This window comes from Dyadobacter sp. CY345 (assembly GCF_021502725.1).
Classification (GTDB): Bacteria; Bacteroidota; Bacteroidia; order Cytophagales; family Spirosomataceae; genus Dyadobacter.
In genome coordinates this window covers 278,731-299,425 of record NZ_JAKFFS010000004.1, presented here as the reverse complement: position 1 = coordinate 299,425, position 20,695 = coordinate 278,731, and the positions used below count along the sequence as shown (strand labels likewise).

General features: G+C 40.3%; 22 protein-coding genes. 8 read left to right on the top strand and 14 right to left on the bottom strand.

The window, feature by feature from the left end:
• Positions 1 to 19 precede the first annotated feature (19 nt).
• Positions 20 to 1,006, top strand: a complete 987-nt coding sequence (locus L0657_RS18580; RefSeq protein ID WP_235152255.1) for an SUMF1/EgtB/PvdO family nonheme iron enzyme — start codon at positions 20 to 22, stop codon at positions 1,004 to 1,006.
• Positions 1,007 to 1,033: 27 nt separating this feature from the next.
• Entirely contained in the window at positions 1,034 to 2,377 is a 1,344-nt protein-coding gene (locus tag L0657_RS18575) for a Gfo/Idh/MocA family protein (protein ID WP_235152254.1), read from the top strand.
• A 62-nt stretch (positions 2,378 to 2,439) separates the two neighbouring features.
• Here the strand turns inward: L0657_RS18575 and L0657_RS18570 are convergent, their stop codons facing one another.
• From L0657_RS18570 to L0657_RS18560, 3 genes are all read right to left on the bottom strand, one after another.
• Positions 2,440 to 3,324: an FAD:protein FMN transferase gene (locus tag L0657_RS18570; RefSeq protein WP_235152253.1), complete on the bottom strand. Its 885-nt coding sequence runs from the start codon at positions 3,322 to 3,324 to the stop codon at positions 2,440 to 2,442.
• Positions 3,325 to 3,654: 330 nt separating this feature from the next.
• Positions 3,655 to 4,734, bottom strand: coding sequence for a chorismate synthase (aroC, locus tag L0657_RS18565; RefSeq protein ID WP_235152252.1), 1,080 nt, complete (start codon positions 4,732 to 4,734; stop codon positions 3,655 to 3,657).
• A gap of 7 nt (positions 4,735 to 4,741) precedes the next feature.
• Positions 4,742 to 6,133, bottom strand: coding sequence for a BatD family protein (locus L0657_RS18560; RefSeq protein ID WP_235152251.1), 1,392 nt, complete (start codon positions 6,131 to 6,133; stop codon positions 4,742 to 4,744).
• Positions 6,134 to 6,236: 103 nt separating this feature from the next.
• Between L0657_RS18560 and L0657_RS18555 the strand changes: the two genes are divergently transcribed.
• Positions 6,237 to 6,443: a hypothetical protein gene (locus L0657_RS18555; RefSeq protein WP_235152250.1), complete on the top strand. Its 207-nt coding sequence runs from the start codon at positions 6,237 to 6,239 to the stop codon at positions 6,441 to 6,443.
• Positions 6,444 to 6,537: 94 nt separating this feature from the next.
• On the opposite strand, the gene L0657_RS18550 is transcribed toward L0657_RS18555, so the two are convergent.
• From L0657_RS18550 to L0657_RS18525, 6 genes are all read right to left on the bottom strand, one after another.
• Positions 6,538 to 8,283 (bottom strand): tetratricopeptide repeat protein, encoded by a 1,746-nt coding sequence (locus L0657_RS18550; RefSeq protein ID WP_235152249.1) that lies wholly within the window; start codon positions 8,281 to 8,283, stop codon positions 6,538 to 6,540.
• Positions 8,284 to 8,373: 90 nt separating this feature from the next.
• Positions 8,374 to 9,333, bottom strand: coding sequence for a PstS family phosphate ABC transporter substrate-binding protein (locus L0657_RS18545; RefSeq protein WP_235152248.1), 960 nt, complete (start codon positions 9,331 to 9,333; stop codon positions 8,374 to 8,376).
• A 224-nt stretch (positions 9,334 to 9,557) separates the two neighbouring features.
• On the bottom strand, positions 9,558 to 10,382 hold the full coding sequence (locus tag L0657_RS18540; protein ID WP_235152247.1) for an energy transducer TonB: 825 nt from the start codon (positions 10,380 to 10,382) through the stop codon (positions 9,558 to 9,560).
• 57 nt (positions 10,383 to 10,439) lie between these two features.
• Complete coding sequence (locus L0657_RS18535; protein WP_235152246.1) at positions 10,440 to 11,006, bottom strand: biopolymer transporter ExbD; 567 nt, start codon at positions 11,004 to 11,006, stop codon at positions 10,440 to 10,442.
• 27 nt (positions 11,007 to 11,033) lie between these two features.
• Entirely contained in the window at positions 11,034 to 11,648 is a 615-nt protein-coding gene (locus tag L0657_RS18530) for a biopolymer transporter ExbD (protein ID WP_235152245.1), read from the bottom strand.
• Between the two features lie 64 nt (positions 11,649 to 11,712).
• A complete protein-coding gene (locus tag L0657_RS18525; RefSeq protein ID WP_235152244.1) occupies positions 11,713 to 12,552 on the bottom strand; it encodes a MotA/TolQ/ExbB proton channel family protein in 840 nt (279 codons plus the stop codon).
• A 608-nt stretch (positions 12,553 to 13,160) separates the two neighbouring features.
• Here L0657_RS18525 and gatC point away from each other — a divergent pair.
• Complete coding sequence (gene gatC, locus L0657_RS18520) at positions 13,161 to 13,448, top strand: Asp-tRNA(Asn)/Glu-tRNA(Gln) amidotransferase subunit GatC (protein ID WP_235152243.1); 288 nt, start codon at positions 13,161 to 13,163, stop codon at positions 13,446 to 13,448.
• Position 13,449: 1 nt separating this feature from the next.
• Here the strand turns inward: gatC and L0657_RS18515 are convergent, their stop codons facing one another.
• From L0657_RS18515 to ruvX, 3 genes are read right to left on the bottom strand one after another with little or no spacing between them, the layout of a single operon-like run.
• Positions 13,450 to 14,247 carry an amidohydrolase gene (locus tag L0657_RS18515; protein ID WP_235152242.1) on the bottom strand — a complete coding sequence of 266 codons (798 nt, stop codon included), beginning with the start codon at positions 14,245 to 14,247 and terminating at the stop codon, positions 13,450 to 13,452.
• Between the two features lie 36 nt (positions 14,248 to 14,283).
• Positions 14,284 to 14,874, bottom strand: a complete 591-nt coding sequence (gene def, locus L0657_RS18510) for a peptide deformylase (RefSeq protein WP_235152241.1) — start codon at positions 14,872 to 14,874, stop codon at positions 14,284 to 14,286.
• Between the two features lie 46 nt (positions 14,875 to 14,920).
• Entirely contained in the window at positions 14,921 to 15,340 is a 420-nt protein-coding gene (ruvX, locus tag L0657_RS18505) for a Holliday junction resolvase RuvX (protein ID WP_235152240.1), read from the bottom strand.
• A gap of 143 nt (positions 15,341 to 15,483) precedes the next feature.
• Here ruvX and recJ point away from each other — a divergent pair, with 143 nt between their 5' ends.
• On the top strand, positions 15,484 to 17,196 hold the full coding sequence (gene recJ / locus L0657_RS18500) for a single-stranded-DNA-specific exonuclease RecJ (protein WP_235152239.1): 1,713 nt from the start codon (positions 15,484 to 15,486) through the stop codon (positions 17,194 to 17,196).
• Positions 17,197 to 17,231: 35 nt separating this feature from the next.
• Positions 17,232 to 17,963 carry an LPS export ABC transporter ATP-binding protein gene (gene lptB / locus L0657_RS18495; RefSeq protein WP_235152238.1) on the top strand — a complete coding sequence of 244 codons (732 nt, stop codon included), beginning with the start codon at positions 17,232 to 17,234 and terminating at the stop codon, positions 17,961 to 17,963.
• A gap of 390 nt (positions 17,964 to 18,353) precedes the next feature.
• Here the strand turns inward: lptB and L0657_RS18490 are convergent, their stop codons facing one another.
• Entirely contained in the window at positions 18,354 to 18,908 is a 555-nt protein-coding gene (locus tag L0657_RS18490; protein WP_235152237.1) for a hypothetical protein, read from the bottom strand.
• 82 nt (positions 18,909 to 18,990) lie between these two features.
• On the opposite strand from L0657_RS18490, the gene L0657_RS18485 reads away from it, so the two are divergent.
• Complete coding sequence (locus tag L0657_RS18485; RefSeq protein WP_235152236.1) at positions 18,991 to 19,407, top strand: hypothetical protein; 417 nt, start codon at positions 18,991 to 18,993, stop codon at positions 19,405 to 19,407.
• A 9-nt stretch (positions 19,408 to 19,416) separates the two neighbouring features.
• Complete coding sequence (locus L0657_RS18480; RefSeq protein WP_235152235.1) at positions 19,417 to 19,857, top strand: DUF3299 domain-containing protein; 441 nt, start codon at positions 19,417 to 19,419, stop codon at positions 19,855 to 19,857.
• A gap of 65 nt (positions 19,858 to 19,922) precedes the next feature.
• Here L0657_RS18480 and L0657_RS18475 read toward each other — a convergent pair whose 3' ends face one another.
• On the bottom strand, positions 19,923 to 20,627 hold the full coding sequence (locus tag L0657_RS18475) for a hypothetical protein (RefSeq protein ID WP_235152234.1): 705 nt from the start codon (positions 20,625 to 20,627) through the stop codon (positions 19,923 to 19,925).
• Between the last annotated feature and the right edge of the window lie 68 nt (positions 20,628 to 20,695).

Below are 20,695 nucleotides of genomic sequence, written 5' to 3'. Positions count from 1 at the left end.
GAACACATTTTTAAAAATTATGTACAAAAAAATCTTAAACCTAATCCCTGTAATTTTTCTTTGTTTAAATGCTTCTGCCCAAGACAGTAATTTCAAAAGTTACACACAAAAAATCGGGGGAAGTGCACAAGTTTATGACATGGTTGCCATTCCGGGCGGCGAGTTTCTAATGGGAAGTCCTGCTTCTGAGAAAGGAAGACGAGAAGATGAAGGCCCTCAGCACAAGGTTAAAATCGAACCTTTCTGGATGGGAAAACACGAAGTAGTATGGGATATTTATGATCTGTACGCCTTCAAAAATATGGAAAAGGAAATGGCTTTGCGTAATCCTGATCCAGAGAAAAGCGTAGCAAAAACAGACGCCAGTACGCGACCAAGTCCTCCTTACGTGGATATGTCCTTTGGCATGGGCCGCGCCGGATATCCTGCAATTAATATGACGCAGTATGCGGCGATTCTTTTTTGCAAATGGATTTACGAAAAAACAGGTGTATTCTATCGTTTGCCAACAGAAGCGGAGTGGGAATATGCATGCCGTGCCGGATCTAAAACTGCTTACTCATTCGGAGATGATGCTTCAAAAATTGATGAGTATGCCTGGTACCGCAAAAACAGCAACTCGGCTTATAAAAAAATTGGCACAAAAAAGCCGAATGCGTGGGGATTACACGATATGCACGGAAATGTTATGGAATGGACGCTTGACCAATATATTCCTGATTATTACGCAAAACAACCGGCCGGCGAAGCTTTTGCTCCGGTTAAAGAACTTTACCCGACGGCAGTTCGCGGAGGGTCATGGGACGATGAACCAACAGATTTGAGAAGTGCGGCACGTATACCTTCAAAACCTGAATGGAAAGTACTAGATCCACAGCTTCCAAAAAGTGAATGGTGGATGACAAGTGCATCTTTTGTAGGTTTCAGATTGGTAAGACCTGTAAAAACGCCTTCGGCAGAGGAAATAGCTAAATATTATAGTCCTGCATTAATAGAAGATTACTGATATATAAACTCTTAATACAAAACTTAAATGGAAAATAACAGACGCGAATTCCTTAAAGCCTCTGGTCTGATTGCTGGCGGTGTTATCCTAAGTCCTCTTGCAGGTTACGGATACAACAGCGCAGTTGGCGACACCATCAAGGTGGCTCTGATTGGTTGCGGTGGACGCGGAACGGGTGCTGCTGCGCAGGCGTTGAGTACGAGCCAGAATGTCCAGATTGTGGCAATGGCTGATGCTTTCAAAGACAGACTTGATGAATCTTACAAAAACCTTACTGCCAAAAAATACAAAAATGCGGCAGGTACTGTTGTGGATATCAAAACAAAAGTAGACGTTCCTGATGACCGTAAATTTGTTGGATTTGACGCTTTCAAAAAGGCTATTGCTTTAAAAGACGTGGATGTTGTTATTCTTGCAACGCCTCCGGGATTCCGTCCTTCTCATTTTGAAGAGGCAGTAAAAAATGACAAGCATATCTTTATGGAAAAACCGGTTGCAACTGACGCACCTGGTATCCGTAAAGTTCTGGCTCTTGCAGAAGAAGCCAAAAAGAAAAAACTAAACGTTGTTGTAGGTCTTCAGCGCCATTACCAGCGCAATTATCTTGAAGCAATCAAAAGAATTCATGACGGTGCTTTGGGAGACATCGTTGGCGGACAAGTTTACTGGGTTGGAAGCAGCCCATGGATGAAAGAACGTCAGCCAAACCAAACTGAAATGGAATACCAAATGCGAAACTGGTACTATTTCAACTGGCTTTGCGGTGATCACATCAATGAGCAACATGTGCATAATATTGATGTGGCGAACTGGGTGAAAAATGCTTATCCTACGCAAATCCAGGGAACAGGTGGACGTGAAGTTCGTACAGGAAAACAGTATGGAGAAATTTTTGATCACCATACGCTTGACCTTGTTTATGCAGATGGAACAACCATTTCAAGCCAATGCCGCCAGTTTGAGGGTACCTGGAATAAAGTTGACGAAGCATTCGTAGGAACAAAAGGACGTATTGACAGCTTTGATGGAAAGAAAACAATTCTGAAAGATTATAAAGGAGGCGTTATTTATCAGCACGATGATAAGGGTGATATTAATCCGTATCAGGTTGAACATGACGATTTGTTTGCAGCCGTAGCCAAAGGTGAATACAAATTTGCTGATGCAGAAAACGGCGCAAAAAGTACTATGACTGCCATTATGGGTCGTATGGCTACTTATTCAGGAAAATTGATCAAGTGGGATGAAGCCTTAAATTCTGATATTAATCTGTTCCCGGATAAATTGGCATGGGATGCAAATCCTAAGATTATGCCAGGACCAGACGGACTATATCCGGTTGCAGTACCAGGAAAAACGATCGTCATTTAATTTACGTTTTGTATAGAAAAGGAAAGCTGCGTTTTTAAGTTGCAGCTTTCCTTTTCTATAATCTACTTCAAAATTGTATTCCAGGTTTTGATTTTATCTCCTTTGGTTTCTACCAACCAGACCTTATTATTTGGAAAACGTTTCAAATATTTCTTTCCTTCCTTTATTCCCGAAACACTGAAAGCTGTTGCCAATGCATCTGCCTCCGTAGCATTTGGGGAAATTACCGTTGTTCTGACATGATGTTCCAGCCCTATGCCGGTTTTCGGATTTACTATGTGAGAATATCTTTTTCCATTATATTCCAGATAACGGTAGGTTGGCCCGGAAGTAGCAATTCCGACATTGGAATATTCAATGATTTCTATTGAATCTCTTCCAGATGAAATAACAATCTTCCAGCCCTTTTCTCCGGGCGGCGGATCCATCAATGCTAACTTTCCGCCGGCGTCAATCATAGCCGATTTTATGCCAAAAGATTTCAAAATTTTCACGGCCTCGTCTGCTGCATAACCTTTCCCTAACCCACCAATATCAAGTCGCATTCCTTTTTCTTTAAGCTGGATACTGTGTGAGGAAGCCTCGAATTTGATTTTCTTATATCCGGTTCTGCTTAATGCCCCAGCTATTAATTGTTTGTCAGGAAAATATCCCTTACGCGTAGCACGGCGCCACTCCTGCACAATCGGACCCAGTGTCGCGTCAAAAGCGCCGCCGGTCTTTTTACTGATATCGTCAGAGACAAAAAGAATATCGAATAAATCCCTGCTTACCGGAATCCATTTATCGGTACCGGATTGCGCCGAAACCGCATTGATTTCGCTATCATCACGGTAATCGCTTAACGCTGCATTTAAATCCTCAATACGGTTAAAAGCTGCCCTGGCAGAAATGTTTGCCAAGGAATCATTGTCAGCATAAATAATCAGCCGAAAAGGAGATCCCATCAAACCTTTTTCAAATGTATAGCGCTTGTCCTGAGCAAACAATTGAGAGGGAAAATAGCAAAACAGAAATAGAATCGTTAAATTCGAATTACAGTAAAGCTTTGAATGAGAGTTTTTTATATTGTGGAACGAACGATATAATCGGGTGAAACTAAATTTATTAAACGCTATTATCATTTTATCGGCAGGTCTGCTTGTCATTGCTACGGGTGCTTTCATAAAGCCAACCCATATTCAATATAGCAATCCCACTATGTTAAGTGGTCTTGCTATTGAATTTTTAGGAACTATTTGGCTGGTATTAAGTCTGAACCAGAGGCGAAAGAAAAGTTAAAGTTTACTGGCTTTATTTCTCAAATAAAAGTCTGCCAAAACCAACGCGGCCATTGCCTCGACGATCGGAACAGCACGTGGAACCACACAAGGATCATGACGCCCCTTACCTTGAACAATTGCGATATCTCCTTTCTCATCTACACTTTCCTGATCCTGCATAATGGTAGCGACAGGCTTAAATGCCACTCGGAAATAAATATCTTCTCCGTTGGAAATCCCACCCTGAATACCGCCTGAATGGTTGGATCTGGTATGGACATTGCCCTTTTCATTAATAAAAAAAGCATCATTGTGCTCCGATCCGAGCATTGCTACCCCATCAAAGCCGCTTCCATATTCAAAACCTTTCACCGCATTGATGCTCAACATGGCTTTACCAAGTTCTGCATGAAGTTTGTCAAAAACGGGTTCGCCCCATCCGGCAGGTGCTCCTTTTATGACACAATTAACTACCCCACCGATGGAATCACCTTTCTTACGAACATCATCGATATAAGTAAACATCTGCTCAGCCATTTCCGGATCCGGGCATCGTACTGCATTATTTTCTGTTTGTGTTAAATCAAGCTCAGTGTAGGATTTATCAAGCTTCATTCCGCCAACCTGAGAAACATATGCCTGAATGTTTACCCCGAAATTGGCTAAAAGTAGTTTCGCAAGGGCTCCCGCAGCAACCCGCGCAGCAGTTTCTCTTGCAGAGCTTCTTCCACCACCACGGTAATCACGAACGCCATATTTTGCCTGATAAGTATAATCCGCGTGAGATGGGCGATAGTGGGATGAAATATGAGAATAGTCCTTGCTTCGCTGATCTTCATTACGAATAATTAACGCGATGGGTGTTCCTGTTGTCTTTCCCTCAAAAACGCCAGACAAAACTTCAAATTCATCTGCTTCCTTGCGCTGCGTTGTGATCCGTGACTGCCCTGGTTTACGACGAGTTAATTCACTTTGAATAAAATCTGTATCAAAATTTACCCCCGCCGGACATCCTTCTATCACAACACCTATTCCAACTCCGTGTGATTCTCCAAACGTGGAAATCTTAAATATTTTTCCGTATGTACTGCCCATTGAAAGATTATTTTCTGAATATCCAAAGCATCGTAATCAAAAGTAAGATTACGATCGCATTCGTTATTTCTTTTAGTATTTGTTTAAAATCAAAATATTCCTTGCTGCTGTCCAGACGTTCCAGGTTATCATATAAGCCAGCTGATCCATACAAGGAAATGTTGCCTAACTTATAATCTTCCCCTTTTACCTGTAATGTTTGCTGAGAAATTAAGGTATCGTATTTTGCTGTCTTAGGATTAAAATAAATCCATTGAAAATAGCGGCCTAACGGAAATGTACCGTCCTGCCGCGGCACAACAAAGTAATCAAAACTTTCTTCTCCGGTAACATACTGGCTGCTTCTCTTTATAACCCTGCTAACATCCGGTGGATAGAAATCAAAGGCTGAGTTATTGGCAATTTCCGGCGCTGGTATTGCAGCAATATTACCCTTACCTTCAATCCTGAAAAGGTATCTGATACTCTCTCCCGGATAAACCAGCTTACTGGAAAGGCGCTCTACCAATTTGTACTCGCCAACAGCAATCTGGTCTTTCATCGGATGAGGAGGAAGCGGTCTTACCTTCATTTTGATAGCCTTCGATCGAAATTGTTGTATACTCTTCTCCGTTTTTTCTGCTCCTGCAACCAACATCTCCAAAGTTACCGATGGAAATACAATATCTTGTAAAGTCATCGGAAATAACTGAGCCTGATATAAATTGTATTCCGTATATTTTCGTCCGCCGATAGTTACACGACGCTTGATAATTTCTTCAATACCTACATTTTCCTCCCAGCACCCGACCGGACGTAATTTTTTAAGTATTGCCTGTAACTGAGTACCCACCTGATAAAAATCCATTTGAACAGGGGCATTTTCCGCAACATACAATGAAATTCCTAATGCGAATCCCTCGCGAATGAATACACTTTTTTTATTTGTACCAACGGAAAGAAATATATCCTCTCCATTATTCTCCGATTCAGGAACAAGTTCAAATTCTTCTGGTCCTATAAAATTGCCGTGGGCTAGCGCACCAGAGCTATATTCAACAGTCGCTCCCTCGGATTTTATCTTCAACCCATTTATTGTAATTGTAAATGGTTCAATTTCATACTTGCCTTCTTTCAAAGCAAAATATTGCTGACTTATGGTCTGTACAACAATCTTTTTACCACCAACGGTGTTAATAGCACTGGTAGCTGATTTGCTGCGCTTTTCAAGTCCTGGAATTTCTGGAAACGTAACAGACGGACGATTTTCCTCATCCGGAATGATCACCGAAATTATAAACGGCTCGTCCATTTTGAGGTTTTTCGGTCCAAATTCAATCGCTGGATCATTATTTACACCTTGCGCACGAATAGTACAAGAAAAACACAAAATTATGCTTAAAATTACATATAATTTCATGGAAAATATTCGTTACACATATTAGTGACTGTGGTGGGACTAAATTCCCTCAGGCTTTTACTAATGTTCTGTCTTTACCTAAACCACAAAACTACATAATACTATGGCCTCTATGCTTGAATACATTAAAATTATTCTGCAAAAGGTTAGTTTCGACCGCAGGTTGTTTGAAAAAGAATTGAGAAAAGCAATCCGCATGTTAATGCCCGCTGAAATAAAACGTTTAAGGAATTGGTGCTATGAGAATTACGGTGCCGTACATTTAACTGTACTTAATAATTGCTTTCCGCTGCCATCTACACTTGGCTGATCTATTGAAATACAGAATTGATTTATTACTTGGATAAAACGAAAAATGCCAGTCGAATATTTCGACTGGCATTTTTCGTTTTATTTTTTACTACTTATTTCTTCTTAGTAGCTGGTTTTTTAACAGCGGCAGCTTTTGGCTGTGCAGTACCAGTCGAGTCAGCGGCGGGAGCCATACCAAGTGCTTCTTTAGCGGCAGCACTTGTAGGATCAACTGCTAACAACTTGGTCCAATATTCCTTCGATTTTGCTTCATCTTTTAATGTAGTCTGACTATAAAAAGCTAAATAGTTATACGCCAGTTTCAGATAAGACTTGTATTTCGATGGATCCGGATCTTTTTCAGCCAATTCAGCCAGTTTCATATAATAAGGAGCTGAAATGCCCTTATCAATATTTTCCTGCTTATCATATGCATTGTAAAGCGCACTTGCTCTCCAATAATAACCGTATGGCCAGTCTGGAAGTTTTTGCGTAACAATTGCAAATGTAGAATCAGCGGATAAATACATCGCTTGTTTGTTAGCCGCAATTTGCGCGCTATCACCAGCAGTGTTATTCAACGCACCAAGCGCACCAGCAGACTGGAACTTAGAAAGACCTAAATAATAATAATCATTAGCAGAAGCTTTCGCAGTATCCAGATTAATACCTTTGTAATACGTTGTTGCAGCATTTGGGAAATCCTTTGCAGCATAGTACAAGGCACCAACTTCTTTATAAGTAGTAGCTGCTTCTGCTTTACTAGTATCCATATCAGCGCCTTTCAAGATGTAAAGAACACCAGTTGAATCATAACCTTTTCCGTCAGTCACCTTTGCGTTGTATGCACGTCCAAGATATTTGTAGTCATCACCGATAACTTTATCAGGAGCAACCTTGATAAACTCATTCAAACTTTCAATTGCCTTATCAGGATTGTTGGTTTTAGAATAAGACCAACCGTACATACGAAGTGTGATAGGGTTGTTAATCTTTCCTTTCATTTCGTCAAGAATCTGCAAAGATTTAGCATAATCATCAGCTGTAAATGCAAACTGTGCAGCACGAAGTTTAGTCTCAGGATCAACATTTCCACTTTTTTGCATATAAATGTCATAGTTCTCAGCGGCTTGTTTCCATTTCTGTGCGAAGAAATAAAGCTCTGCAAGATCTTTGTAAGCTGGTGCAAAGTTAGGATCAGCCTCGATTGCCTTTTTATAATTTTCAAGAGCAAGGTTATAATTCTTTCCTCTTAGATAAATTGAGCCAATACGGTTATGAGCAACGGCGTAGTTAGGTTTTGCAGTTAACGCATATTCATAAGCCGTCACAGCAGCACCACCTTCGTTACGTAACATCAAGGCATCACCCTTAGCAATGTAAGCATCGGCAAGATTTTTATCTCTCTTCACAGCCTCATCCAAAAGTCTGATCGCCTCTGCAGGGTCATTCGATTTCTCGAATAAAGTATAAGCTTCTCCAATACGGAACAATACTTCTGCATCTTTGCCTTTTTTCTTTTCTGCAAGGTCAAAAAGCTCCTTAGATTTGGCACGATCTCCTTTACCCAACGCCACCGTTCCTAGTCCTACCTGATTAAGATATGACTTGTCGTCAAGCTCTAGACCCTTTTGAAAAGCCTTTTGCGCCTCATCCAACTGTTTAGTGATTACATAATAGTAACCAAGATAATATTGATTATCAGCTGACGGAGTTCCCGTTGCCAATTTGGTAAACACGTCACCCGCTTCCTTATTACGCTCTGCGTGCAATAAAGCCAAACCGTCCTGTACTGTTTGTGCGTGTACCTTTACCAAAGAAAATACGCATAATACCAGCGCTGCTAACTTCATTCTCATGTTTCTGTTCATTTTTACCCGGTTAATATAATGACAAAAAATTTGGCCTTTAATAAACAAGTTCCAAATGTAATAAATTGTATAAGAACACTAAAAATTTTGTCCGGTCCTTATTTCGAGCTCTCTTGGATACACCACCGTTGGAATCAATCCCATTTTCTGAATAATAAGACCTCCAACATCCCTTGCTATATAATTCAACATACCCCCGCCAAGTCCGGGATATCCTTCCCTTATGATGATATAAACATCTCGGGAAAGGGGATAATTCTTTAATTCTAATCCATTTTGAAATGGTTGATAATAGTCTGCGATTGAAGAGGGATTGGGTTTATTAGAAACTCCTAAAACTCTTATCCCCTCCGAAAGCTCTCTTGCCAACTTCTCGTGCCCATCACTAATCCAGTTCACACCAATAAAACCCAGACTTAATGGATTCTTTTTTATTTCATCGACAACATTTTTATTCGAGCCAGCAGATTTGATTCGCAACTTTTGAATGCTTTTCAAATCAAATTTGCTCATTATAAAATTAAGATTACTCGAATTGGCATTGTCAAATACCAAAGTGATTGGACCACTCTGGCTACTTCCTTTTAACTGAGACCAATCTGTAATTTTACCTTCAACAATTGATTTCAATTCATCCATTGTAATCAGACTATCCTTATTCGTCTGACTCACAACAAGCGCTAACCCGTCCAATGCGATATGATGCGCTTTTTGAATTCCATCCTGCTGTTTGACCATAGAAATTTCTTTCTCTCCCAGCTGCCTGGTAGTAAAGACCAATCTTACACTATCTTCAAGCAATTCCAGAATAGCTTCCTGTTCTGGCTTATATACTACATTAAAGTGAGCCCGCGGATAAATTCCTGTGTATGCTTTAGTGAGTGCATCTACGAGTGGCTTGAAGGATTCATCAGCAGCAATCGAAATTGTACCCTGAACAGGATTATCTCTCTGAGTCTCCGAAGATTTCGAGCATCCGGAAAAGGTAAGAGACATCAATACAATACTTCCAATTACTGTTTTAACGAAATATTTCATGCTACTTTGACGATAACTCATTTCTTCCAAGCCCTGTAACCACGGTAACAACCATATAAAATAAGTATGCCAGCAAAGGCAATCCTTTGAATGCTGCCGACCGGAAGCAAACTAAAAGATAAGGAGGAGGAGATCAAATAGATCCCTCCTCCTATGTATACCAGAGCCATTAACAAAGAAGCAAGACCAATGATCTTCTCATGCAATGGTTTTTCCTTCATGAGTTACTCAAGTTGGAAATTGATAGGCAAGTTATATTTAACCCTAACTGCACGTCCTGATTGCTTACCTGGTTTCCACTTCGGCATTGCTTTCACAACACGGATAGCTTCTTCATCGCAACCAAAACCTAAACCTTTCAATACCGCAACATCCTGGATACTTCCATCCGTATTTACAACGAATGACATAAATACTCTCCCTGATACGTTGGCACGAGAAGCAGCACTTGGGTATTTAATGTTTTTACCTAAATACTTATACATTTCAGAAGTTCCGCCTGGAAATTCTGGCTGTTGTTCTACCACAGTGAAGACTTTTTCCTCAGCAGGAGCCGCTTCAACTACTGTTCCCTTACTTGGGGCAGCAACTTGTTCCGGCGCCACGATCACCTCGTCAGCATTTGGATCACCTTCAACCGTTTTATCTGCAATAACAGCTTCCTTCAAATCCTCTACTGTTGGTGGAGGTGTTTCCTCAGGAACCTTTTCATCCATTTTTACCTCAGGAGGCAAAAACTTTACCGTTGCTACCTTAGGCTGCTCGATTGGCGGCGGTGGTGGCGGTGGCGGCTCCGTCGGGTCAATTGGCGGTGGCGGCAAGTTCATTAAATCCACATTAACCATTACTTCTTCTTTTTCTTCCTCGCCTTTAAATGCATCTATCAATGCAGGAGAAAACATTGCGAAAACAAAAAGAGCAGCGCCGATCAAAGTTGACTTGGTAATATCTGCACGATATCCCTTTCTCAGTGAAAATGCACCATACGCCTTATTACGATTGGCAAACACTATATCATCCAGTGTTGCATTCGGGCTAACTTCTGCCATGGCGTTTAAATTATAATGTTAAAAAATTATCTTACTTAAAAAACCTCAGGTCTGTCCTTATGGTTTTACTTTGTCTCCAAGTAACTTCTTTTCCGAATCGGTAAGGTTGTCTACGAGCGCATACTTCTTAGACTTGGTGATGGCCATTTCGTCTAGCACATCCACCATGTTCTTATAAGTAGACACAACCGTAGGCTTGATTACAACAACAAATGCTCCGTATCCTTTTTCATCTTTTGCGTTTGCTGCATTGATACGAGTAGCTGATTGGAAAATCACACTTCTCAGATCAGAACCAAATCGAGTCGTCTTTAAAGATTCTTCGGCCTTTGGATCATCTGCTGCAACACCATCAAGATAGTAGACATCGTCATTTTTACCCAGGAAAAGTGTCAGTACTTTTGACGCTTTTAGCGGTTCAGTTTCATCATTCTTTTCCGTTTTGTCAGGCACGTTCAATGTCATCGACGTAGGTTTCGACATTGTTGTTGCAAGCATAAAGAACGTAATAAGCAAGAAGCCCAAATCCACCATCGGTGTCATATCAACATTGGTGGACAATTTCTTGCCGCGAACTTTACCGTCGCCTTTACCACCACCACCGGTTTCTACTATTGCTGACATATTAGTCTTTTATTTCAAGTGAAATACTTAATCCATTTTGAATCCGGCAGGAGCATCTTCGCTACCTGTGATCAAATTGAATCGGTTAATGTTCTGCGACTGAAGATTTCCTAGCACATCCTTGAAAACAGGGAATTTAGCCAGATTATCTCCTTTCAAAGCGATTCTCAATCCCGGATCAGCTTTTCTTGCAGCATATACCCAGTCAGCCAACTCACTTGTTCCCGATGAATCCACAGGGATACCTGGTTGTTTAATCTGAGACATCTGCGCTTCCGGCGTGTTCAAAAAGGCTTTCAACTGGTTCAAAGGGAATCCAAAGCTTGACTGAAGCGAGAATTTCTTTTTTTCCAAATCTGTGAAAGTAACCCCTTTAGTTTGAGCGATGTTATCCAACATAGAAATTCTTGTTGTCTGAGCATCCACACCAAAGAAAACTTTTCCTGTTTTGTCAATACTAATGATCATAATTTTATCATCCGGCACTTTAATCGTCGATACCGAACTTGGAGTTGTTACCTCCGCGTCATTGGTCTTAAACGTCGCCGTCATAATAAAGAATGTCAGTAGCAAGAACGCCAAATCCACCATGGGCGTCATATCCATATGAGGTGGATGTTTCTTGGGCTTAACTATTGCCATAACTTTACAAATATATAAGTTTTTTTAATATTAACGAAAATTATATATCAATAGTATATTACTATTAATAATGAGCTGCAAAATTTTGCTGAATGCTCAAACCAATTTCGTCAATACTGTAAGTAAGGTCATCAACACGACTGTTCAAATATGCATAAGAAACAGTTGCAATCGCGGATGTACCGATACCAATCGCTGTGTTGATAAGGGCCTCAGAGATACCCGCAGCAAGTGCGCCAGAATCAGCAGAACCAGATGCACCAAGAGCAGCAAATGCTTTAATCATACCAAGTACCGTTCCAAGAAGGGCGATAAGTGTAGAAGCACCGGCAAGGGTTGCAATGATTGTAAGGTTTTTCTGCAACATAGGAAGTTCAAGCGTAGTTGCTTCGTCAATTTCTTTCTGCAAAGCCGCAAGTTTTTGTTCTTTGTCAAGAGCACCATCAATAGCAAGTTGTTTGTATTTAACCAAACCAGCTTTGATAACATTACCAACTGATCCTTTTTGCTTATCACATTCTTTGATAGCCTCGTCAATTTGGTTTTTGTCAAGAAGAGCTTTCACTTTACGAACGAATGAATCGATGCTACCAGTTCCGTTTGCTTTTCCGATAGTAATGATACGCTCAATTGTAAACACAAGAACAATAAGAAAACAAGTCATTAAAACTGGTACAATAGGTCCTCCTTCGTGAACGATACCGAAATAGTCTCCTGGTTTTGGCCCTTTTTCATGATCTCCGTCAATAAAGTGATCAGGAGCTCCTAAAACAAAAATGTAAACACATAGGGCAATAACAAATAGTAGGGGGATTACCAATGCCGGGTTCAAACCACCTGAGCCTTTTGGTGCTGCTGTTGCAGGCTTTGGTGCTGGTGCCGGAGTCGTTGCTTTCTTTTCCATCAGACTTACTTTTAAAGGTTAAATTGAGATTTTGGTTGTGAATTAAATAAAAGTTTTGGTTAAACTAGGTTTTTGTAAAATAAAATTTTGATTGTGGTGTTACAATTTTCAGTTCTACAAAAGTATGAGTTTTCCTTTTAAAAAAAAGCAAGCATTTGTCTGGTTTTTTTATTCTAATTCTGCATGAATAAATTGCCAATTGTATAATTTAAAGAATGCCTGCTTTGCAAATTTTTGTTTTTATTGGGTATTTTACATTGATAAAGAACGATATATACAGTTTCTAGCTAGTTTTATAAAATTGCACTATCCGCCTCAAAGCCTAGGAACATATTTTTTTAAATCAGCAATACATTTTAAAAAATTTTATCTTTTGCTTACAAAAGCAAATAATATTTGTCAACTACTTGCCGGAATTGGTATATTTTAAAGATTCGTCAAATTGAAAAATCTCCGTTTTGAAAATTCGGATTATTTTTAAGTCAGTAAATCTGATTTTATACCACCATTAATATTGAAAAACTCATTATTTCTTTGAGTTCGCAAAAATGTGGTAATTTTGGATTCTAATTTACCTCCGGACGCTAACATAACAAATTCTTAACATAATGAAAATCGATCAAGAGTCCTTAAAAAAAATCGCTCATTTGGCCAGACTTCATGTAAAGCCGGAAGAAGAGGTTGCTCTACTCAACAGTTTAGATAATGTTTTGACCTGGATGGAGCAGCTTAACGAGATTGATACTGAAGGAGTCGAGCCTTTAACCCATATTATGGATGAAGTCAATAGCTGGCGTGAAGATTCCGGAATTAATAGTTTGACAAGGAACGAAGCACTCGCTAATGCTCCTAGTCAGGATGGTGTATATATAAAGGTGCCGAAGGTAATAGAATAGGCTACTGTTCTGGAATAATAAAATCATCCGCATCCAGGTGAGCCGGGAACGTTTGCCGGTATCCTAGAAGCTCTTTCTTGGAAAGATGAATGATTTTTTCGGTTTCTTTATTGCCGAGGCTAGACAATGGTTCGCCCAGAAAATCGAGTGCAGCGCTATCACCCTGGTGCATAATTCCATTTCCATCCGCACCTATCCTGTTCACTCCAATCACATAACTGAGGTTTTCAATTGCTCGTGCTTTCAGCAGGGTATTCCACGCATGTGCACGACGTGCTGGCCAGTTAGCAACATAAATAAGAAGGTCATAAGGATCCGCTGACGAGTTACGGCTCCAAACCGGAAATCTCAGATCGTAACAAACCAGAGGAAAAATATTCCATCCCCGCCAGTTAACACGTAACGCAGAATTCCCCGGCTTGTAGTTCTGGTGTTCCTCTCCCATTCTGAATAAATGCCGCTTATCACTATGGGAAAATTCGCCGTCCGGCTGAACACACATCAACCGATTAAAAAAGCTGCCATTTTCTTTCACAGCGAAACTTCCAATGATTAATGCATTCGTTTGCAGGGCCATATGTTTCATCCACCTGGTCGTGGTCATATTCATATGTTCGGCGAATTTCGTGTTCATCGTAAATCCCGTATTAAACATTTCGGGCAAAACGATCACATCAACCGGCTGTTCAATATTCGCGATTTTTTCCTCCAGAGACGAAAGGTTCGCGGTAATATCTTCCCAGTACAATTCTGTTTGTATCAGACAAACAGCAAGTTTGTCGACCGGTTCAGTACGCATAAGCAGCAAAATTATTTCTAAAACTAACTTTATTTTCTATCTGCGACCAGGAAAGCGCATGCGATAGTCTGCGTCCGTTTTTCCTTTTGAAATATCTGTCAGCTTCTTTTTTATAAGTTGTTTTTTCAATGTTGGAAGGTAATCAACAAAAAGTTTTCCAAGTAAATGGTCATATTCGTGCTGAATGATCCGCGCCGCCATTCCCGTATATTCCTCAGTGAATTCGTTCCAATCGGTATCACGATAACGGATTAATACTCTTTCCGGGCGATAAACATCACCGCGAATTCCCGGGATACTCAAACATCCTTCTTCAAACGCCCACTCCTCCCCGTCTTCTTCAAGAATCTCCGGGTTGATAAATGTCTTTTTGAAACCAACAAGGCTCAAATCTACTTCCTCATCATCATCGTCATCTTCATCCTTCTCGCTGAAAGGCGTTCCGTCGGCAACAAACACACGAATATTCAATCCAACCTGCGGAGCAGCCAGGCCTACGCCATTGGCAGAATACATCGTCTCGAACATATCCGCCGAAAGCTTTTTAAGATCCATTTCATCTTTTTCTATAAAGCGGGTCGGCTTTCTTAAAATTGGGTCACCGAAGGCTACGATTGGGTAAATCATCTTACTTTGTATTGAAAATTATATAATTAGGTTTAAACAGAAAATATTAAAATAATCTTTTGCTCTCCATAAAAGATTGCAAAATGATGGTTGCGCTTATTTTATCAATATTTCCCTTTTCTCGTCTGTCGCTTTTTTTGGACCCTCCTGCGATCATCGATTGCAAGGCCATCGACGACGTAAATCTTTCGTCATGGGTATGAACCGGAATATCCGGAAAACTTTTTTTCAAAAGCTTTACAAATGTATGCACTCTTGCTGCGTTATCACTTTCAGTATTATCAAGTCTTTTCGGCATTCCGACGATGAAAGCTTCAATAGGCTCACGTTCAGAATATTTTTTCAAAAAATCCAGAAGATCATGCGTCCTGACCGTTTCCAGCGCCGTTGCAATAATTTGCAAAGGATCCGTTACAGCAATACCGGTACGTTTTGCACCGTAATCAATAGCCAATAAACGAGGCATTTTTGTAAACTATAAGTGAATAGTCAATATTTGACTAAAAATGTTCTTGCAAAGATAAGACCTTTCACTTAGCTTTCCCTGATTCGAATGACCGATCGTAGATTTTCATACATGCATCACAGAATCCGATTATCTTTGTGGATATGATTGAAAAGCGTTGGATACAAATCCCTGAATTACCCTCTGATCAACTGGAAGTTGCGCGTGAACTGGCTGAGGCTTTAAAAGTGAACCCATTTTTGGCAACACTTTTGGTTCAGCGCGGCATTAAAGATTTTGACCAATCCCGAAACTTTTTCCGTCCGGACCTCTCCCATTTGCATGATCCTTACCTTATGCAGGATATGGATCTGGCTGTTGAACGTTTGTCCCAAGCAATTGCCAACGGCGAAAAAATCCTGGTCTACGGAGATTATGATGTGGACGGTACCACATCGGTGACCTTGTTTTATGGATTTTTAAGAAAAATTTACGACAACCTCGACTACTATATCCCTGACCGGTACAATGAAGGTTATGGTGTTTCGTGGCAGAGTATCGATTTTGCGCAGGAAAATGGATTTTCACTGATTGTTACCCTGGACTGCGGAATTAAGTCGGTTGACAAAGTGACCGAAGCAAATAATCGTGGAATTGATTTTATTATCTGTGATCACCACCGCCCTGGCGAGGAACTTCCGCCAGCCGTTGCCGTTCTAGATCCCAAAAGAGAAGATTGTCTTTATCCTTATAAAGAATTAACCGGCTGCGGTGTCGGGTTTAAATTGTTACAGGCTTTTTGTATTCAACATGATATTCCACAGGAAACCTTGTTTGAATACCTGGATCTGTTGGTAGTAAGTATCGCTGCTGATATTGTTCCAATCACCGGAGAAAATCGGGTTCTTGCCTATTATGGTCTTCAAAGGCTGAATGCCTCGCCGCGCGTAGGTATGAAAGCACTGATACAAATTGCAGGAATAACCGGCACGCTTGACATTACTAATGTAGTATTTGGCTTGGGACCGAGGATCAATGCTGCCGGGCGCATCAAACATGCGAAAGAAGCCGTTCGCCTTTTACTCTCTGAGGAAGAGCAGGAAGCGACGGATTTTGCTTATGAAATAAATCAGCATAATAGCGAACGACGGACTTTTGACAGCAGTATTACTGAAGAAGCGCTGTTCATGATTGAAAATGACAGCTGGTTTACGGAAGCAAGAAGTACAGTACTATATAAGGAAGACTGGCACAAAGGTGTAATCGGAATTGTTGCCAGCCGCTGTATTGAAAAATATCACCGCCCTACAATTATTTTAACGCAATCGCATGGAAAGGCTGCGGGTTCGGCACGGTCTGTTCCCGGATTTGATGTATATGAAGCGATCGAAGAATGTTCGGAATTATTGGAACAGTTTGGCGGGCACACTTTTGCAGCGGGTTTAACCTTACCGTTAGAAAATATTGATGCTTTCCGAGCCAAGTTTGACAAGATTGTCAGCAGCAGAATCCTGCCTGATCAACTGATTCCGATGATCAATATCGATCTTGAACTTGATTTGAGCGCGGTGACGGCGAAGTTTTATAATATTCTCAGACAAATGGGGCCTTTCGGACCAGGAAATATGACGCCTGTGTTTGAAAGTAAAAATGTTTTGCTCGCCGGACAACCGACAATCATGAAGGAAAAGCATATTAAATTTGATGTTAAACAAAACGGCTCACCTATTTTTACAGCCATAGGATTCGGTATGGCGCATTTATATCCTGAGCTGATCAAGGGCAAGCCATTTTCTATTTGTTATAATATTGAAGAGAATAACTTTCGGGATAAAAAAACGTTACAATTGTTTCTGAAAGATGTCAAATTCCAATAGCCGCCTGACGATTATTGAATTCCCATAATTGAAAAATGATATTAAGAACCGAAAATCTGGTTAAAAAATACGGAGCGCGCCTCGTCAATAATAATGTAAGTTATCAGGTTGAGCAGGGAGAAATTGTTGGATTGTTAGGCCCGAACGGAGCTGGCAAGACCACCTCTTTTTATATGGCTGTTGGCTTGGTTAAACCAAACAGCGGAAAAGTTTTTCTGGATGACAAGGATATTACCGACCTTCCTATGTATAAGCGCGCGCGACTGGGCTTGGGTTATCTCGCGCAGGAAGCTTCGGTTTTTCGCTCTTTGACGGTGGAAGAAAATATTTTGGCTGTGCTGGAAATGACCAATCTTTCAAAAGCAGATCAAAAACAAAAAGTTGAAGAACTCTTGGAAGAATTTCACTTACAGCATGTGCGTAAAAGCAAAGGTATGGTCTTGTCCGGTGGCGAACGCCGAAGAACTGAAATCGCCCGGTCGCTTGCCGTTGATCCAAAATTTATTTTGCTTGATGAACCTTTCGCCGGTGTGGATCCAATTGCAGTTGAAGATATTCAGAGTATCGTTGCAAAGCTGAAAACAAAAAATATCGGGATTTTGATTACCGACCACAATGTAAATGAAACCTTGTCAATTACTGACCGTGCCTATTTATTGTTTGAGGGTAAAATTCTTAAACAGGGTACTGCTGAGGAGCTGGCGGAAGACGAACAGGTGAGAAGGGTTTATCTGGGACAGAACTTTGAATTAAAGCGAAAAGTATAGTCAATTTGTCTCCAGCATAGAAAAGGGAACGCTCAACGGCACTCCCTCTCTTACAATTATTCACCATGAACTGTATTAACTAAAACTTATTTTTTAGGACACTTTTTACAGTATTTTCCTTTCTTTTTATACGCTTTGCAGCAATCCTTAAAAACGCATTCCGTTTGCTGGGTCAGCGATTTTGACCAAAAATTATTTGACTCCGAAAGCATTGCTGGTTCACTAAAAATCAACTCGTTCATCTCTTCTCCGTTATTGATAAGACAAATGTATAATCTATTTAGAATCATTCAAAACTTTTAAGGAATTATTTTGAACAAATCTAAATAGGTTAAATCCAGATGCCAGATATATTCATATGCCCTGCAAAGGGTTAATCCCACGAGAAAATTAATCAGAAACGAGATACCCTTTTAATCTAAGATTTCTAAGTATTTCCCTGCTGGAAGTTTGATTACTGAGGAAAGTAAGCGCGAGCGTATCGTTTTCAATCAGTATTCTGCCAGACTTCACTCCTTTAATTTCCAATAAATCTTTCTTTAAAACTTCCTGATCATATTTCCCGGAGAGGCCCACTTCCAGCTGGCGGTGATTTTTAAATAACATAAATCGCTGCTCCGCAAGCTTCTGGTTGTCATTTTTAAAAGGCTCATAATGACTGATCAACACTCCAGTTACCGCAATGACTAAACTCCCAAAGTGTATGACGCGATCGGTGGTATTGCAAAATGACCTAATTCTAGATAGGTCCAGAATAATTTTCAAAATCAGGTAAAGCATAACAGCCAACTGAATCCACACAAAAACTGGTTTGTAACGGGCAAAAAAATTCAAAAAAGGCAGGGAAGTGCCTACAAGGGAAAGTACAGGTAAAAGGCAGCAACCGATGTGAAGTAATGTCGATGCAAAGACAACGGGCAAGGTAGAGAAAATTCTGATACTCATAATTATTCTAATAATCCGATTGTAGATTCAATCTTTTTAATCATTTTTGCAACATAGTTGCAAATAATAGAGTTCAGTTATTATGATAAAAAAGTTTGTTATTCCTGGTGCACTTTCTCTCTTCCTTTTAAATTCGTGTTCGTCCGATAAAACAAAAAGCGAAGCACTAACTGAAGCAAATAAGGTACATTTGGAATCTGTTGCTATTCATGACAGCTTCGAAAAGGAGATTGATGAAAAGAAGAGATCAGCTGTCGCGGTTGGCGATTCTGTATTAATTTTCAAATTAGATAGTTTGCATAACCTGGTTGAGTTATGGGAAGAAGGCATTATCGAAGTACCCGATTTTGAACACGAGCATCACCATGAAGACGGAGCGCATCATCATGAACATAAATCAGCTCCACAAATGACCGATGAATCGATGCTTGATTATCAGCGCAATACCAAAGCTGCGATAGAGGAGCTGCAAAAAGATTTAAACCAATTAAAAGACTGACATCGGCCAATGAAAACAGGAATAACGATTTTTATGTTTACCGCAGCGTTGACATTATCTGCCGCAACGAGTCCGCTGCTGATCAACTGGAAAAAGTTGTCGGATGTGGAATTTGCAAGAAAACTGAATAAGGAAGTGAACATGTATTTTCTTTATCCAACATTCGGTCCGTCTGTGAAAGCTTTGCAAGGAAAGGAGATTCAGATTAAGGGATATATTATTCCGGTTGACGAGAATGAAAATGTCTATGTTGTTTCCGCGCAGCCCATGGCCATGTGTTTTTTCTGCGGAGGATCAGGGCCAGAATCGATTATGGAACTGCAATTCAAAAATAAAAAACAGCGGTTTGAAACCGACGAAGTACGTACAGTAAAAGGAATTTTACAACTAAACCCCTCTGATATTGAGCATTTGAATTACATTTTGAAAAATGCAGAAGTGGTAGAATAAAAAACGGGTAATTATTTAAACGCCTGGTTTAAATAATTACCCGTTAATAGGATACTCCTAAACTACTATTTCACCTTCTCCCAAATTTCATGGACAGGTTTGCCCGCCGTGCTTTTTCCGGTATGTTCCCAACGGCCATTATCTAATTTGTAATCAAACGTCAGGCTCATCCCTACCCGATTATTGTCTTTCGATAAAAACTCGATTTTTTCTGAATATTTACCATCCTTAGCCGTATAAGTTCCTCCTCCCGTATTGTAAAAAGTCCTGTCAGCAGCATCAAAAGCGATCCAATGAAAACGAGTTCCTGATAAAATCTTCAAGGTTTTTCTCGTTCCTTCCTGATGAATTTTTACCAATGCTCCCTGACCGTCGTTTGCACGTTCGGTAATACGCCAAACACCAGACAAGGGCGCATTCTCGCTTTCATCAATTTTCATCCAGACCATCGCTTCTTCATATTTTAAAGTAAGCACGCCATCCTTTTTGGCCACTGTGAAGACAATTGGGATTCCAACTTTGGCGGTATCAGAAGGATTAAATTCCGGCGTATACGTCATCTGGTCGCCCTGCATAGTAAATGGGCCGCCTTCTGTTCTTTCGTAAGATTTATTTAAAACACTGTATGAGGCGATAGTCAGATAATTATCAGCAACAATTAAAGTGGAAGTACTTCCCGTGGGTTCCTGAGATTTCCATGCGCCTTTCGGAACCTGGCTCATCGCCACAGTACCACATAATAGTAATGAAAGGATAATAAATTGTTTCATGCTTTTTTAGTTTACGTTTGTGATTACAGCATCAAAATTATGCCAGATTAGAGAAATTGGTTTTGTCA